This is a genomic window from Streptomyces antarcticus (assembly GCF_026627255.1).
In the GTDB taxonomy this organism is placed as follows: Bacteria; Actinomycetota; Actinomycetes; order Streptomycetales; family Streptomycetaceae; genus Streptomyces; species Streptomyces antarcticus.
This window is the reverse complement of sequence record NZ_JAPNLM010000015.1, coordinates 55,829-71,066: the sequence shown is the minus strand read 5'-3', so window position 1 is coordinate 71,066 and position 15,238 is coordinate 55,829. Positions and strand designations below refer to the sequence as shown.

Annotated in this window: 13 protein-coding genes; 6 read left to right on the top strand and 7 right to left on the bottom strand. The window is 73.3% G+C overall.

Annotation, left to right across the window (positions count from 1 at the left end):
• Nucleotides 1–124: 124 nt before the first annotated feature.
• The gene (locus OTB16_RS22515) at nucleotides 125–931 is read right to left on the bottom strand and encodes a hypothetical protein (RefSeq protein ID WP_267722497.1); all 807 of its coding nucleotides are present in this window, start codon (nucleotides 929–931) and stop codon (nucleotides 125–127) included.
• A gap of 5 nt (nucleotides 932–936) precedes the next feature.
• Entirely contained in the window at nucleotides 937–1,542 is a 606-nt protein-coding gene (locus OTB16_RS22510; protein WP_267722311.1) for a papain-like cysteine protease family protein, read from the bottom strand.
• Nucleotides 1,543–1,770: 228 nt separating this feature from the next.
• Between OTB16_RS22510 and OTB16_RS22505 the strand changes: the two genes are divergently transcribed.
• Nucleotides 1,771–2,703, top strand: coding sequence for a hypothetical protein (locus tag OTB16_RS22505; RefSeq protein ID WP_267722310.1), 933 nt, complete (start codon nucleotides 1,771–1,773; stop codon nucleotides 2,701–2,703).
• A 186-nt stretch (nucleotides 2,704–2,889) separates the two neighbouring features.
• Here OTB16_RS22505 and OTB16_RS22500 read toward each other — a convergent pair whose 3' ends face one another.
• Nucleotides 2,890–3,321 (bottom strand): Rieske (2Fe-2S) protein, encoded by a 432-nt coding sequence (locus OTB16_RS22500; protein WP_267722309.1) that lies wholly within the window; start codon nucleotides 3,319–3,321, stop codon nucleotides 2,890–2,892.
• Between the two features lie 123 nt (nucleotides 3,322–3,444).
• On the opposite strand from OTB16_RS22500, the gene OTB16_RS22495 reads away from it, so the two are divergent.
• Complete coding sequence (locus OTB16_RS22495; RefSeq protein WP_267722308.1) at nucleotides 3,445–4,338, top strand: carbohydrate kinase family protein; 894 nt, start codon at nucleotides 3,445–3,447, stop codon at nucleotides 4,336–4,338.
• Nucleotides 4,339–4,390: 52 nt separating this feature from the next.
• On the opposite strand, the gene OTB16_RS22490 is transcribed toward OTB16_RS22495, so the two are convergent.
• Nucleotides 4,391–4,996 carry a TetR/AcrR family transcriptional regulator gene (locus OTB16_RS22490; RefSeq protein ID WP_267722307.1) on the bottom strand — a complete coding sequence of 202 codons (606 nt, stop codon included), beginning with the start codon at nucleotides 4,994–4,996 and terminating at the stop codon, nucleotides 4,391–4,393.
• A gap of 68 nt (nucleotides 4,997–5,064) precedes the next feature.
• Between OTB16_RS22490 and OTB16_RS22485 the strand changes: the two genes are divergently transcribed.
• Nucleotides 5,065–5,715, top strand: a complete 651-nt coding sequence (locus OTB16_RS22485) for an NAD(P)-dependent oxidoreductase (RefSeq protein ID WP_267722306.1) — start codon at nucleotides 5,065–5,067, stop codon at nucleotides 5,713–5,715.
• Nucleotides 5,716–5,913: 198 nt separating this feature from the next.
• Here the strand turns inward: OTB16_RS22485 and uvrA are convergent, their stop codons facing one another.
• Entirely contained in the window at nucleotides 5,914–8,916 is a 3,003-nt protein-coding gene (gene uvrA / locus OTB16_RS22480; RefSeq protein WP_267722305.1) for an excinuclease ABC subunit UvrA, read from the bottom strand.
• Nucleotides 8,917–9,099: 183 nt separating this feature from the next.
• On the opposite strand from uvrA, the gene OTB16_RS22475 reads away from it, so the two are divergent.
• The 3 genes from OTB16_RS22475 to OTB16_RS22465 all read left to right on the top strand — a co-directional run bounded on the left by OTB16_RS22475 (nucleotide 9,100) and on the right by OTB16_RS22465 (nucleotide 11,975).
• Nucleotides 9,100–9,789 (top strand): maleylpyruvate isomerase family mycothiol-dependent enzyme, encoded by a 690-nt coding sequence (locus tag OTB16_RS22475; RefSeq protein WP_267722304.1) that lies wholly within the window; start codon nucleotides 9,100–9,102, stop codon nucleotides 9,787–9,789.
• A gap of 10 nt (nucleotides 9,790–9,799) precedes the next feature.
• Nucleotides 9,800–10,456, top strand: a complete 657-nt coding sequence (locus OTB16_RS22470) for an MBL fold metallo-hydrolase (RefSeq protein ID WP_267722303.1) — start codon at nucleotides 9,800–9,802, stop codon at nucleotides 10,454–10,456.
• A gap of 226 nt (nucleotides 10,457–10,682) precedes the next feature.
• The gene (locus tag OTB16_RS22465) at nucleotides 10,683–11,975 is read left to right on the top strand and encodes an MFS transporter (protein WP_267722302.1); all 1,293 of its coding nucleotides are present in this window, start codon (nucleotides 10,683–10,685) and stop codon (nucleotides 11,973–11,975) included.
• Nucleotides 11,976–12,013: 38 nt separating this feature from the next.
• Here OTB16_RS22465 and OTB16_RS22460 read toward each other — a convergent pair whose 3' ends face one another.
• Both OTB16_RS22460 and OTB16_RS22455 read right to left on the bottom strand, forming a co-directional pair.
• Nucleotides 12,014–13,003: a TerC/Alx family metal homeostasis membrane protein gene (locus OTB16_RS22460; RefSeq protein WP_267722301.1), complete on the bottom strand. Its 990-nt coding sequence runs from the start codon at nucleotides 13,001–13,003 to the stop codon at nucleotides 12,014–12,016.
• 264 nt (nucleotides 13,004–13,267) lie between these two features.
• Nucleotides 13,268–15,238 (bottom strand): TerD family protein, encoded by a 1,971-nt coding sequence (locus OTB16_RS22455; protein WP_267722300.1) that lies wholly within the window; start codon nucleotides 15,236–15,238, stop codon nucleotides 13,268–13,270.

The following is a 15,238-nucleotide window of genomic DNA, read 5'->3' as shown; positions in this document are numbered from 1 at the left end:
AACGGGCCGGATGCCCTCGGCGCCGTCGGCGCCCGGCCCCGGCCGCAGCCCTGCTCGGGATGCGGGCCGGGCCCGGATGCGGCGGGGCCCGGCCCCTGGCGGGAGCCGGACCCCGCGCGCGGGGCTACGCCGCGGCGGAGGTGCGCCGCCGGGAGCGTGCCAGGACCAGTGCCCCCGCACCGCCCAGCGCGAGCGCCCCGGCTCCGGCGAGCAGTTCCGCCGGAGCCCCTGCGGACCCGGCGGGCGACGGGGCCTCGTCGAAGCCCCCCGCCATGCCCCCCTCGGCATAGGCCGAGCCCGGCAGCTTGTTCCCGTACGCCTGCACGACCCGCGCCCGGTAGCCGGTGAGGCTGGTGCCCCCGGCGCCGACGGCCCGCACCGCGTCCTCGTCCAGCGGCAGCACCCTGCTGCCCCCGGCGACGTACCAGGCGTCGATCTGCGGCTCCCGGAACACGGTCCCGCCCGGGAGTTTCGCGGCGCCGAGCCGCGCGTAGCGGAACTCGTCGTCCCCGGTGGCTATGTTCACCACCTGCCAGCCGGCCTCCGTCCGGGCGGTCCACAGGGCGGCGCGCTGTCCGTCGGCGGCGACGGCCTCGCTGGCGAGGAACTCCAGGCGGGCCACCGGCGCCCCCGCCTTCCCCGCGACGAACTCCGGGGAGAGGTGGCTGACCGGGATCGCCGTGCCCTCGACCCGGGGCCGCGCGGCGGCGGCCGAGACCTTGCCCTCCCGGGAGAAGAAGCGGGAGAGGGTGGCCAGGCTCTCGGGGGACGCGGCCGCCCGGTCGGCGGCGGCCAGGGTCTCGGCGGTGGCCAGGGTCTCGGCGGTGGCCGCTCCGGGCTGCGGCACGGGCGCGGCGGCGGCCTGCCCGCCGAGGCCGAGGAGGACGGTGGCCGCGAGGACCGCGGCGGCGGCTGTGGTGCGCGGGGTCATGGCGCTCACGCCCCGATCCGGTAGAGGGAGTGGGTCCAGGAGAAGGTGCTGTTGTTGACGTACCAGGCGTGGGAGGCCCAGTTGTAGCGGTCGCTGGAGGGCCACGGGTCTCCCCAGTAGACCCAGTTGCTCGCGGTGTCGTAGCCGTAGAGGACGTGCATGTGGCCGCCGCCGTTGGACCACTGGATCCGGGTCTCGACCGGGCGGTTGGCGTTGATCTCGGTCTGGACGGTGGAGTACTGGAGCCAGCCGGTCACGTAGGAGCCGGGGTTGACGCCGGCCCAGCGCAGGCCGGTCTGGACGTTGCCGAGGGTCGCCTGGTTGTTGGGGCATTCGGAGCCCTGCTGGCGGTTGAAGGCGGCGTTGCAGAACTGGTTCTGGCTGTAGCTGCGGCCGAACCAGGTGGCGATGGTGTTGCCGCCGGCGGCCCAGCACCAGTTGGTCTTCTGTTGCGCCTGCATGGTGATGTTCAGGCGCTTGGCGGCGAGGGCGGCACTCGCGCTGTCCGTACCGGCGCCGACGGCGGTGGCGGTGCCGGTGTTGAAGGACAGGGCGAGGAGCAGGGCGGTGAGGAGGGCGGCCGGGTACGGCCGCCGCTTTCTGTTGCGCATCGCGTTCCTCCCGAGGCGGGGATGTGGGGGTGGAGGAGCGCGTCCGGACGCTGTGGAGGAGCATCGGGGTGTTGTCGCGATCAGGTCAACACGCTTCAATACGCGGTGACATTGCAGTGTGAACAGTGGGGCTGCGGTGTGAACGGTTGCTGTCGTTTCACCTGGTCCCCCGGAGCCACCCGCGCGGGCCCCGCTCCGACACGTGTGAACGTTCACAGAGGAGTCGCCATGCGGCCGGCCGGGGACACGGCGGATATCGGACACCTGCTGCGCACCGGACCCTTCCACCTCGCCCTGCGCGCCGCCCTGGCCGCGCGCGGCCTGCCGCTGCACCGGGTGCAGCACCGGCTCGCGGCGCGCGGCATCAAGGTCGGCGTCACCAGCCTCAGCTACTGGCAGCAGGGCGCCCGGCGGCCGCGCCACCCGGAGTCCCTGCGGGCCGTCGCCGCGCTGGAGCAGATCCTGGAGCTTCCGGAGGGGGCCCTGTCGCGCCTGCTCGGCACGCCGGAGGCGGCCGCCGGCGCGGCCCGCCCGGCCTCCCGTTCGTACCGGGCGCTGGTCGGGGTGGGCGCGGCGGTGGAGCAGCTGCTGGAGGCGATGGAGCTCCCGCCCGACGGCGGACTGCACTCCGTCGGCCACCACGAGCGGGTGCGCATCGGCGCCGCCGGGGAGCTGCGGTCCCGGGAGTCCCAGCAGATCGTCCGGGCCCACCGCGACGGGGTCGACCGCTACCTCGCCGTCCACCACGGCGATCCGGGCTGCGACGCCTCCCGGGTGGGCGTGACGGCGTACGAGAACTGCCGCACCGGCCGCGTGCGGTGCCACCCGGCGGCCGGGGTCGTGGTCGCCGAGCTGCTGTTCGACGCGCGGCTGCGGCGCGGTGACACGTACGTCTTCGGCTACGGCGTCGAGGACGGCACGGGTGCCCGCAGCGACGAGTACGTGCGCGGGTTCAGCTATGCGGGCGGGCAGTACATGCTCCAGGTCCGCTTCGACGAGGCGGCCCTGCCGGTGCGCTGCCGGCGCTTCGCCCGCAGCGGCCCGCAGGCCCCGCGCACCGGTCTCGCAGACCTGACCCCGAGCGGCCGGCACCGCGCGGTGCACCTGCTGGAGCAGGGGGTGCGGCGCGGCATCCTCGGCATCGCGTGGGACTGGGACTGATCGGGTGGGACCGGCAGCCCGGAACCGGGACCGGCGGCCGGGAGTCGCGGGCGGGGCGGCGGACGGACCCGTGGGGCCGACGCATGATGGAGGCCGGTTCACAGCCGACTGCGGCTGAGCCGTGGGCCGTGCTCGGCCCACGCTCCCCCGCGATCACCCCGCGATCACCCCGCGATCACCCCGCGATCACCCCGCGATCAGCGTGCCGTTCTCCGCCCTCACCGGTACGGCGGGCAGCGGGTCGGTGGCGGGGCCGCGCAGGACCGCGCCCGTCTCCACGTCGAACCGGCTGCCGTGGCAGGGGCAGTTGCCCTCGCCTTTGACGATCTTGTCCAGGACGCAGCCCGCGTGGGTGCACTGGGCGCTGAACGCCTTGTACTGGCCCTCCGCCGGGCAGCTCACGATCAGCTTCCGCTCCCGGTACAGCTTCGCGCCGCCCACCGGGACGTCGGCCGCCGCGCCCAGGTCCACCGGAGCCGTGGGAGTCGCGGGGGTGTTGCCGCCGCTGTCGGTCGCGGTCGAGCAGGCCGCGAGGGTCAGCCCGGCACCGGCTGCCCCGGCGAGCGCTGCGGCGCCCTTCAGGACGGTGCGGCGGGCGGCGGGCTGCGGGGCGGACATGCGGTTCTCCAGGTGGTGCGGGGGTGGGGCGGCCGTGGGGGCCGTACGCGGCGCCGGCCGGGGACCCGGCCGGAGCTCCGGCGCACCCGACGATACCGGCGCCGATGGGGTAGCTTCCCCCGCGTGATCGTCGTCGGCGGAGAAGCCCTCATCGACCTGGTGCCAGCGGCGCGGCCGCCGGGCGCGCTGCTGCCGAGGCCGGGCGGGGGCCCGTACAACACCGCCCTCGCGCTGGGGCGGCTCGGCGCCGAGGCCGCCTTCTGCTCCCGGGTCTCGGCCGACGGCTTCGGCGAGAGCCTGCTGTCCGGGCTGCGGGCGGCCGGGGTGGACCTCTCGCTGGTCCAGCGCGGGCCGGAGCCGACCACCCTCGCCGTGCCCTCGCTGGCCCCGGACGGCTCGGCCTCCTACGGCTTCTACGTCGAGGGCACCGCGGACCGGCTGTTCACACTGCCGCCCGCCCTCCCCGACGGCGTACGGGCCCTCGCGCTCGGGACCTGCTCCCTGGTCCTGGAGCCCGGGGCGAGCGCGTACGAGGCCCTGCTGCGCCGGGAGTCCCGGCGCGGGCTGCTGACCCTGCTGGACCCCAACATCAGGCCGGCGCTGATCGCGGACCCGGCGGGGTACCGCGCCCGGTTCCGGGAGCGGCTGCTGCCGTACACCTCGGTGCTCAAGCTGTCGGAGGAGGACGCGGCCTGGCTGGGCGGCGGGGTCGGCGACTGGCTGGCGGCGGGGCCGTCGGCGGTGGTGCTGACCAGGGGTGCGGCGGGCCTGACCGTGTGGACGCGGGACGGCGGGGAGTGCTCGGTCCCGGCCCGCCGGGTCCGCGTGGTGGACACGATCGGGGCGGGCGACACCGTCAACGCGGCCCTGCTGCACCGCCTCACGACGGCGCCGGGCACGGCGGGCACGGCGGGCGACCCGGTGGACTGGCCGGACGTCCTGGCGTACGCCGCGCACGCGGCCGCCCTGACCTGCACCCGGGCGGGAGCCGAGCCCCCGTACGCGGCCGAGCTCTGAGACCACCGAGCCCTGAGACCGTCGAGCTCCAAGACCGCCGAGCTCCAAGACCTCAGCGCAGCGCGGCCCAGACGGTCCGGGCCACGGCGGGGGCGAACTCCTCGACCGGACTGACCACGTCCGCACCGGAGAAGTGCAGGAAGAACGCGCGCTGGAAGCAGGCGCCGAGCAGCAGGGCGGCCGCGGTGCCCGGGTCGGCGTCGGGCCGCAACCTGCCCGCGTCGCGCTCCCGCAGCAGCCGGCCTGCGAGCGCCTCCAGGACCATGTGCGGCCCGGCGCCGATCTGCCGGACCCCCTCGCGATGGCGGGTGAGCAGGGCGGGCTCGGCGAAGAGCGCGGCGGCCATGGGCATGGCGTCGGCGTAGAAGTGCGAGGCGTGCCGGGCGATGGCCGTGAGCACCTCCTCGACCCCCCGCTCCCCGGATTCGGCGTGCAGGGCGGCCATCAGGGGGCCGGCGTTGGGCGTGCGCTCCATCAGCACGCGGACGAACAGCTCCTCCTTGTTCGCGAAGTGCTTGTAGAGCGCCGCCTCCGAGCAGCCGGCCTCGCGGGCGATCGCCTTGGTGGTGGCGCCGGCGAGCCCGCTGGTGCGCATCAGCGTCTCGGCGGCGTCGAGCAGGCGCTCGGGGGTGGGGCGGCTTGACTTCGGGGTGAGCATTCGCTCACCCTAAGACAAAGCAGGGGTGAGTAAACACTCACCCACCCCTAGTGGGGCGGGAGCCAGACATGAGGATCACGGTGTTCGGAGCGACGGGCGGAGTCGGCCGGGAGGTGGTCGCCCAGGCCCTGGACGCGGGCCACGAGGTGACGGCGGTCGTCCGCGACCCGGCCCGGCTGGGGGTGCCGGCGCACAACCGGCTCGATGTGGCCGTCGTAGCCGACCTGACGGACGAGGACGCGCTCGTGCCGGTTCTGGCGGGCCGGTCGGCGGTGGTGTCGGCGCTCGGCGCGGGCAGCAACAAGCAGGCCAAGGCGGCTCCGGTGACCGGGCCCGCCGCACGGGCCGTCCTCGCGGCGATGGACCGCGCGGGCGTAAGCCGCCTGTCGGTGGTCAGCGCGGCCCCGCTGGGCCCGGACGTGCCGGGCGACGGCGTCTTCACCCGGGCGGTGCTCCTGCCGGTCCTGCGGCGGGCCCTGCGGGACCTGTACGCGGACCTGGCGGTCATGGAGGCGGCGATCGCCGCGAGCTCCACCGAGTGGACGGTGATCCGACCGCCCCGGCTGCTGGACCGCCCCGGTACCGGCACGTACCGCCGTGCGATCGGCGCCAACGTCCCGGCCGGCCGCGTCATCCCGCGCGCGGACGTGGCCCACGCGCTGCTGGCGACCCTGAACGACCCCGCGACCTTCCGCCGCCCGGTGGGCATCGCCACCTGAGCCCGACCCCCCGCACGGCGCTCCACACCCTCCCTCTCCACCCGACGGCACCCGCCCGGCGGCGCGACCCGTCGGAGGACACCCGCCCGGCAGCCCCACGCCCCCTGGGCCGGGCCCCGACGGCGGAGGGGCCCGGCCCATCAGGCCGGGCCCCTCCGTCCGGGCGCAGGCCCGCTCAAGCCCGGCGCGGCGGCTCGACTACGCCTTGCGCGCCCGCGTCGCCGTCTTCTTCGCCGGCACCGCGGCCTTCTTGGCGGCCGCCTTCTTCGCCGGGGCCGCCGACTTCTTGGCGGGAGCCTTCTTGGCCGGGGGCTTCTTCGCCGCCGGCCTGGCCGGGAGCGCCCCGGCGTCGGAGACCCGGTCCGCCCCCAGGATGTCCCGCAGGAACTTGCCCGTGTGGCTCGCGCCCACCGAGGCGACCTGCTCCGGGGTGCCCTCGGCCACGACCAGGCCGCCGCCGTAACCACCCTCCGGGCCCATGTCGATGACCCAGTCGGCGGTCTTGATGACGTCGAGGTTGTGCTCGATGACGATCACCGAGTTCCCCTTGTCCACCAGCCCCGACAGCACCTTGATCAGCTTCGAGATGTCCTCGAAGTGCAGGCCCGTCGTCGGCTCGTCGAGCACGTACACCGTCCGGCCCGTCGACCGCTTCTGCAGCTCCGAGGCCAGCTTGACGCGCTGCGCCTCGCCGCCCGACAGCGTCGGCGCGGACTGGCCGAGCCGGACGTACCCGAGCCCCACCTCGTTCAGCGTCTTCAGGTGGCGCGCGATCGTCGGCACCGCCTCGAAGAAGCCCAGCGCCTCCTCGATCGGCATGTTGAGGACTTCCGCGATGGACTTGCCCTTGTAGTGGACCTCCAGCGTCTCCCGGTTGTACCGGTCGCCGTGGCAGACCTCGCACGGGACGTAGACGTCCGGGAGGAAGTTCATCTCGATCTTGATCGTGCCGTCGCCGGAGCAGTTCTCACAGCGGCCGCCCTTGACGTTGAAGGAGAAGCGGCCCGGCAGGTAGCCGCGCACCTTCGCCTCCATCGTCTCGGCGAACAGCCTGCGCACGTGGTCGAAGACACCGGTGTACGTCGCCGGGTTGGACCGCGGGGTCCGGCCGATCGGCGACTGGTCGACGTGGACGACCTTGTCCACGAGGTCGTCGCCCTCCACCCGCGTGTGGCGGCCGGGCACCGACCGGGCGCCGTTCAGCTCGCGGGCCAGGTGCGTGTAGAGGATGTCGTTGACCAGCGTCGACTTTCCCGATCCGGAGACGCCGGTGACCGCGGTGAGCACGCCCAGCGGGAAGGACACGTCGATGTCCCGCAGGTTGTTCTCCTTGGCACCGTGGACGGTCAGCCTGCGCTCCCCGTTCACGGGCCGGCGCACGTCCGGCAGCGGGATGGCCCGCTTCCCGGACAGGTACTGCCCGGTGATCGACTCGGGGTTCTTCAGCAGGTCCTTCAGCGAACCGCTGTGCACCACCTTGCCGCCGTGCTCGCCCGCGCCCGGGCCGATGTCGACGACCCAGTCGGCGACCTTGATGGTGTCCTCGTCGTGCTCGACGACGATGAGCGTGTTGCCCATGTCGCGCAGCCGCACCAGCGTTTCGATCAGCCGGTGGTTGTCCCGCTGGTGCAGGCCGATGGAGGGTTCGTCCAGCACGTACAGCACGCCGACCAGGCCGGAGCCGATCTGGGTGGCGAGCCGGATGCGCTGGGCCTCACCGCCCGAGAGGGTGCCGGCGGCGCGGTTGAGCGACAGGTAGTCGAGACCGACGTCCACGAGGAAGCGGAGCCGCTCGTTGACCTCCTTCAGAACCCGCTCGGCGATCTTCTTGTCGCGGGCGTCGAGCTTCATCCGGCCGAGGAAGTCCGCGCACTCGCTGATCGACATGGCCGCGACCTCGGCGATGGACTTCTCCATGACCGTGACCGCCAGGACGATCGGCTTCAGGCGGGTGCCCTCACAGGTCGGGCAGGGCACCTCGCGCATGTAGCCCTCGAAGCGCTCGCGGCTCGCGTCGCTCTCCGACTCCGAGTGCCGCCGCTTGACGAACGGCACCGCGCCCTCGAAGGCCGTCGTGTACGCCCGCTCCCGGCCGTACCGGTTGCGGTAGCGGACCTCGATCTGCGTCTTGTGCCCGTACATCAGGGCCTTCTTCGCCCGCAGCGGCAGTCCGGCCCACGCGATGTCCGTACGGAAGCCCAGCTCCGCGGCGAGCGCGCCGACCAGCCGCTGGAAGTAGTCCTTGGTGTGGCCGAGCGACCACGGCGAGACCGCGCCCTCGTCGAGGGACTTGTCCTCGTCGGGGACGATCAGCTCCGGGTCCACCTCCATGCGCGTACCGATGCCGGTGCACTCGGGGCAGGCGCCGAAGGGCGAGTTGAAGGAGAAGGAGCGGGGCTCCAGCTCCTCGAAGGACAGGTCGTCGTACGGACAGTAGAGGTGCTCGGAGTACATCCGCTCACGCTCCGGGTCGTCCTCGGCGAGGTCGACGAAGTCCAGGATGACCATGCCGCCGGAGAGGCCGAGGGCGGTCTCCACCGAGTCGGTCAGCCGGCGCTTGGCGCTGTCTTTGACGGTGAGGCGGTCGATGACCACCTCGATGGTGTGCTTCTCCTGCTTCTTCAGCACGGGCGGCTCGGAGAGCTGGATGGTCTCCCCGTCCACCCGCGCCCGGCTGTAGCCCTTGGTCTGGAGGTCGGCGAAGAGGTCGACGAACTCGCCCTTGCGCTCGCGCACCAGGGGCGAGAGCACCTGGAAGCGGCTGCCCTCGGGAAGCGCGAGCACCTTGTCGACGATCGCCTGCGGCGACTGGCGCGAGATCGGCCGTCGGCACTCGGGACAGTGCGGCTTTCCGATGCGGGCGAAGAGGAGACGGAGGTAGTCGTAGACCTCCGTGATGGTGCCCACGGTGGAGCGGGGGTTGCGCGAGGTCGACTTCTGGTCGATCGAGACGGCCGGGGAGAGACCCTCGATGAAGTCGACGTCGGGCTTGTCCATCTGCCCGAGGAACTGGCGGGCGTACGACGAGAGCGACTCGACGTAGCGGCGCTGGCCCTCGGCGAAGATCGTGTCGAAGGCCAGGGAGGACTTGCCCGACCCGGAGAGTCCGGTGAAGACGATGAGTGAGTCGCGGGGCAGGTCGAGCGAGACATTCTTGAGGTTGTGCTCGCGAGCGCCACGAACGATGAGACGGTCGGTCACGCCGGTCCGCACCTTTCTTGAGAGAGCGGGGACGGGCCCCCGTCCCAGGGTATGGGGGGCGCCTCTGCGGTGGAGTGGAGCTGGACTTCCGAGCGTATAGCACGCACATTCGATTTACGGCACTCCGGAGACCGCTTCACCCGATCGTGTGGCCGCGGGCCTGCGGCCACTAGGCTCGCCGTCATGACTGATCATGTGCACGACCTGCGATCTGTACGTGAGGCGACGGACCGGCTGCTGGCCGCCGTCGCCAAGCTGGACAACGCCGCCCTGGCCGGGGAGTCACACCTCCCCGGCTGGACCCGCGGTCACGTCCTGGCCCATCTCGCGCGAAACGCCGACGCCCTCGTGAACGTCTTCGAGGGACGTCCGATGTACGAGAGCGCCTCCGCCCGCGACGCGGACATCGAGCGCGACTCCGGTCGGCCCCTGGAAGAACAACTGCCGGACCTCCGTGATTCCGGGGCCGCCTTCCTCGCCACCACCGAGCCCGCCCAGGACTGGTCCCGCACGGTCGAGCTGCGCAACGGCGTGACCGACCTCGCCGCCAACGTGCCCTTCCGCCGCCTCGTCGAGGTCGAGCTGCACCACGTCGACCTGGATATCGGCTACGAGCTCGCCGACCTGCCGGACGAGTTCACCGGCCGCGAGATCGCCTTCCTCGCCGACCGCTGGTCCGGACGCCCCGAGGTGCCCCCGACGGCGCTGGCGGCGGCCGACGGGCGCACCTGGCGCACCGGCTCCGCGGGCGATCCGGCGGTCACCGTGACCGGCAGCGCCGCCGCCCTCCTGGCCTGGCTGGCCGGGCGCGGCGACAAGGGCGCGTCCCTCACCGCGGCGGGCGGCCCCCTGCCCGCGCTCCCCCCGCTCTAGGATTGCCGTCATGACGTACAGCGGAGCGGTCAAGGTCGGCGGTCCGGCCGACGTGCACGAACTCGCGGACCTGATGATTTCCAAGGTTGCGGTGGGCGGGATGAACAACAACGCCTATCTGCTGCGCTGCCGGGCCACCGGTGAGCAGCTCCTGATCGACGCGGCGGCCGAGGCGGACACGCTGCTGAGCCTGATCGGCGACGACGGCATCGCGTCCGTCGTCACCACCCACCGCCACGACGACCACTGGGGCGCGCTCCAGGCGGTCGTCGCGGCGACCGGTGCGCGGACGTACGCGGGCGAGGACGACGCCGAGGGCATCCCGGTGGCGACCGACGTGCGCGTCGCGGACGGGGACACCGTGCGCGTCGGCCGGGTCTCGCTCACGGCGCGGCACCTGGTCGGCCACACCCCCGGCTCGATCGCGCTGATCTACGACGACCCGCACGGGCACCCCCACGTGTTCACCGGCGACTGCCTCTTCCCGGGCGGCGTCGGCAACACCTCGGGCGACGCGGAGGCCTTCGTGCGCCTCATCGACGACGTCCAGCACAAGCTCTTCGAGCAGCTGCCGGACGAGGCCTGGGTCTACCCGGGGCACGGCAACGACACCACGCTCGGCGCCGAGCGTCCGCACCTCGCCGAGTGGCGCGAGCGCGGCTGGTAGGCCGGAATCCGTCAACTTCGGGACGCGATGGACTCCTTCCGGTCGCTCATGACCGAAAGCACCTCCTGAGGGACGGGGAGGGGGTATCTGCTGCACCATGCAACAGGACCCTTCCCCGCCCTCGCCCCCCTCATCCGCCGCGCGGCTCACCAAGGCCCCGGCGGCCCCCGCGGCTCCACCGCCACCCGGCACCGGACGCGGCAGACGCGCCGGGCACCGGCCCGGCATGCTGCGGCTCGCCACGGCCTCGCTGGCCGGAACCGCCATCGAGTTCTACGACTTCTTCATCTACGGGACGGCCGCCGCCCTCGTCCTGGGCCCGCTGTTCTTCCCGTCCTTCTCCCCCCTCGCCGGGACCCTCGCCGCCTTCGGCACCTTCGGCGTCGGTTTCCTCGCCCGCCCGCTGGGCTCCGCGGTCTTCGGCCACATCGGCGACCGCTACGGCAGGCGCCCGGTGCTCCTCGGCTCCCTGCTGCTCACCGGCGCGGCCACGGTCGCCGTCGGCTGCGTGCCGGCGTACGGCTCGATCGGGATCGCCGCGCCCCTGCTGCTGCTCCTGCTGCGCTTCCTCCAGGGGCTCGGGCTCGGCGGCGAGTGGGGCGGCGCGGTGCTGCTGACCGCCGAGCACGCCCCCGAGCGGCGGCGCGGCCTGTGGTCGAGCTTCCCCCAGATCGGGCCCTCGGTCGGCTTCCTGCTGGCCAACGGCATCATCCTGGCCCTGTCGGCCACCCTGACCGACGCCCAGTTCACGTCCTGGGGCTGGCGGGTGCCGTTCTGGGCCGCCGGCGTACTGGCCCTGGCCGGGCTGTGGCTGCGCCGCTCCGTGGAGGAGACCCCCGAGTTCCTCGCGCTGGCCGCGACGGGCGGCCGGGCGCAGGCTCCGCTCGCCGAGGTGGTGCGCGGGCACTGGCGGCTGCTCCTGCTGACCGGTGGCGCGCTCGCCGTGGCGTACGCCGTCTTCTACGCGGTGACCACCTGGTCCCTCGCGTACGCCACCGAGCACCTCGACGTGGGCCGTACGGCGATGCTGGCCTGCATCATGGCCGCCGTGGCGGTGAAGGGGCTCGCGACGCCGCTGCTGGGCATGCTCGGCGACCGCTACGGCCGCAGGCCGCTGTGCCTGATCGGCTGCACGGCCTGCCTGCTGTGGATGTTCCCGCTGGTGGCCCTGCTGCGTACGGCCGACCCGCTGCTGATGACGGTGGGCTTCGCCGTGGCCCTGCTCGGCATGGTGACGATGTTCTCGGTGGCGGGCGCCTACCTCCCCGAGCTGTACGCGCCGCACATCCGCTGCACCGGGGCGGCCGTCGGCTACAACCTCGGCGGTGTGCTGGGCGGCGCCCTGACCCCGATAGTGGCGACGGCGCTCGCGAACGGCTCCGGCCCGCCCTGGGCGGTCGCGGTCTACCTGACCGGGGTGGCCCTGGTCAGCCTGGTCTGCTTCGCGCTCCTGCCGGAGACGAACCCGCTGGTCGTACGGACACGAGCGGGGAAAGCCGAAGCGGCCGCCCCCGCATAAGCCTGCGGAAGGCGGCCGCCGAACTCCGTGCGCCGCTGTTACGCGTCGACGCTCGTGTCCTCCTCGTGGGCGGCGGCCTCGGCCGCCGCCTGCTTCTTGGAGGCGATCAGACTGGTGATCGTGGTGATGACGAGGACACCGCAGATCACGCCCAGCGAGACCGGGATGGAGATCACCGGTACGTGCACGCCGGACTCGTGGAGGGCGTGCAGCACCAGCTTGACGCCGATGAACCCGAGGATGATCGACAGGCCGTAGCTGAGGTGGACCAGCTTCTTCAGCAGTCCGCCGATGAGGAAGTACAGCTGGCGCAGGCCCATGAGGGCGAAGGCGTTGGCGGTGAAGACGATGTAGGGGTCCTGGGTGAGGCCGAAGATCGCGGGGATCGAGTCCAGGGCGAACAGCACGTCGGTGGTGCCGATGGCGAGCATGACGACCATCAGCGGGGTCAGGATGCGCTTGCCGTTGCTCTCGATGAAGAGCTTCGTGCCGTGGTACCGGTCGGCGACGCCGAACTTCTTCTCGACGGACTTCAGGAGGCGGTTCTCCTCGAACTCCTCGTCGTCCTCGTCCTTGCGGGCCTCCTGGATCAGCTTCCACGCGGTGTAGATCAGGAACGCGCCGAAGATGTAGAAGACCCACGAGAAACTGGCGATGATCGCGGCGCCCGCGGCGATGAAGATCGCGCGCAGCACCAGGGCGATCAGTACGCCGATGAGCAGCACCCGCTGCTGGAGGTGGGAGGGGACCGCGAACTTCGCCATGATCAGGACGAAGACGAACAGGTTGTCGACGCTCAGGGACTTCTCGGTGATGAAGCCCGCGAAGAACTCCTGGGAGGCCTGGCCGCTGCCGAAGAACCACAGGCCGAGGCCGAAGATCACGGCGAGGACGATCCAGACGACCGTCCAGATGCCGGCTTCCTTGATCGATACGTCGTGCGGTTTGCGGCCGATGAAGAAATCGGCGCCGATGAGAACGGACAGACCGAGGATGGTCAATGCCCACAGGGCCCAGGAAACTTCCATGGTGAATACGCCTCCGGCGGATGGCTCAGCACTTCGTCAGCGTCATCGCTGCCGGAGGTCTCTTCCACCCGGGCGGCCTGGAGGCCGTGGGCCGGCGCCCCGGGACCGATTGCAGTCCGTATTGACGGGCACGCCGTAGCAGGAAAGCAGGAATACTCCCCTCCGCGTTCACCAGGGTACCCGCCCGGGCCGGTAAAGGTAAAGGGACTGCCAAGAACTGGTCACAGGACGGTCTAGGACCGGCCGCCGCGGGGCCGGCCCCGCTCAGGGGCGACCGGTGCGGCGGGCCTCCGCGATCAGCCTGAGTGCCTGCTCAAGGACCTGGCTGCCCTGCGGCGGCAGGTCCGGCTCGAAGGTCCACGCGTGCCGCACCCAGGGGTCGGCGAGATGGTCGTCCGGCACCGGCGACAACCGCATCAGCGACCGCCACAGCGGGTCCAGCAGCGGCCCGTAGGCCGAGGCCTCGTCACGGTCCGCGACCATCAGCAGGTGCATGCCGACCGCCGGCCCCTCATCGGCGAGGTAGCGCAACCGGGTGACGGCCCGGTCGTCGAACCCGTGCGGGAAATCGTGCACGATCAGCAGCTGCTCGGCGGTGTCCACGTCCGGGGGCAGGTCCTCGGGGGCGCCGGCCCGCAGCGCCATCTGTACGAGGTCCACCCGGCGGGTCAGCGCGGCCAGGGTCTGCGTGACCCCGGCGGCTCCGGCCGCGGGCGGGGCGGCCAGCACCCCGGCCCGTACGAGGGGAGCCAGGGAGGCGGCTCCGGCCCCGGCCGCGTCGATGACGTGGACGGAGAACCGGTCGCCGGGGTGGACCGCGAGCAGCCGCGCCGCGTAGGCGACGGCCATGTCCATGGCGGCCCGGCGCAGCCGGTCGGTGTCCATGGCCATCGCGGCCTCGGAGCCGGTGCGGCCGTTGTCGATCCACAGGCCGCGCTCGAGCGGGACCCGGGCCAGCATCGGGATGCGCAGATCGGGCCGCTCGGGCAGGTGCAGGTCGCCCAGGCGCAGGGCCAGCGGGTTCTCGCCGGGGATGCGGTGGCCGTGCCAGACCGGGTTGTCCCAGCGGGCGTACGCGGCGGGCAGCGCGGGCTCGACGACCTCGCACTCGGCGACCAGCTGGACGAGGTCCCGGTCCAGGACGGCCCGGGCCTGGGCGACGAGGTCGTCGCGGCGGGCCCGCGCGGTGTCGCGGGCCGCGTTGCCGGAGCCGCCGAGGCGGTGGCGCGGGTCGGACAGGGCCGCGTCGAGCTCGCGGTCCATCCGGGAGTCGGCGAACTCGACGGCGCTGCGATAGGCGGCGACCGAACGGGCCAGGTCCTCGAACATGCCCCAGACCTGGTTGTAGAGCCGCTCCTCCATGGACCAGCCGTCGGCGTCGCCGGCGACCGGGCGCGGGGGCATGCCGGGCTCGGCCGGCGCGGTGGCCCGGGGGGCCGGCTCGGGCGGCTCGGTGCTGCTGGGGCGGCGGCGCGGGTGAACGTAGCTGAGGGTGCCGGGGCCGAGCGTCGGCGGGGAGACGTCACCGCCGGCCGCGGGGCCCGGCGTACCGGCGTACGGGCTCCCCGAGGCGGGAAGCGGGTCCGGCGGCTCGGGGGCGGGGGCGGGCGCCTCGTCGGGGGCCCGCGGGGAGCCCAGGTCGCGGACCAGGGTCGGCATGGTGGCGAGGGTGGGGTCGCTCTCGCCGGTGCGCGAGGCCGTCCGCAGCGCTGCGGCGGCGAGCGCGGCGGCCTCGGGGGCCGGCAGCCCGCCGTCGGCCAGCAGGGCGCCGAGGCCCTCGGCGTACCCCTGACCGACCGCGCGGACCTTCCAGGCACCCTGGCGCCGGTAGAGCTCCAGCGCCACGACGGCGGTTTCGCCGTCCAGCCCGGTCAGGGTGTAACCGGCGAGCTCGGTGCCCTCCGGATCGGCGACGGCCACGTAGGAGGCCGGGACCGCGCCGAAGCGCACCGGGCCGCCGGGCGGCAGCACCAGCACCACGCCGACCGTGTGGACGGCCGCGGGAACGGCGTCGAGGTCGACGGGGAAGGCGTGCCGCTCGGCGAGCTCCTCCGGTGAGCGGACACCGGGGAGCGACGGGGCTCCCGGGTGCGTCAGTGCCTCCGGGCCGGAGAACCGGCCCCGGTCGTCGGCGAGCGAGGCCAGGGCGAGCACGGGTGTGCCCGCCGAGACCCTGATCTCCACCCGGCTGTGGGACACGGGGTGGTTCTGCCCCCGGACCAGTTCGGCCGTCAT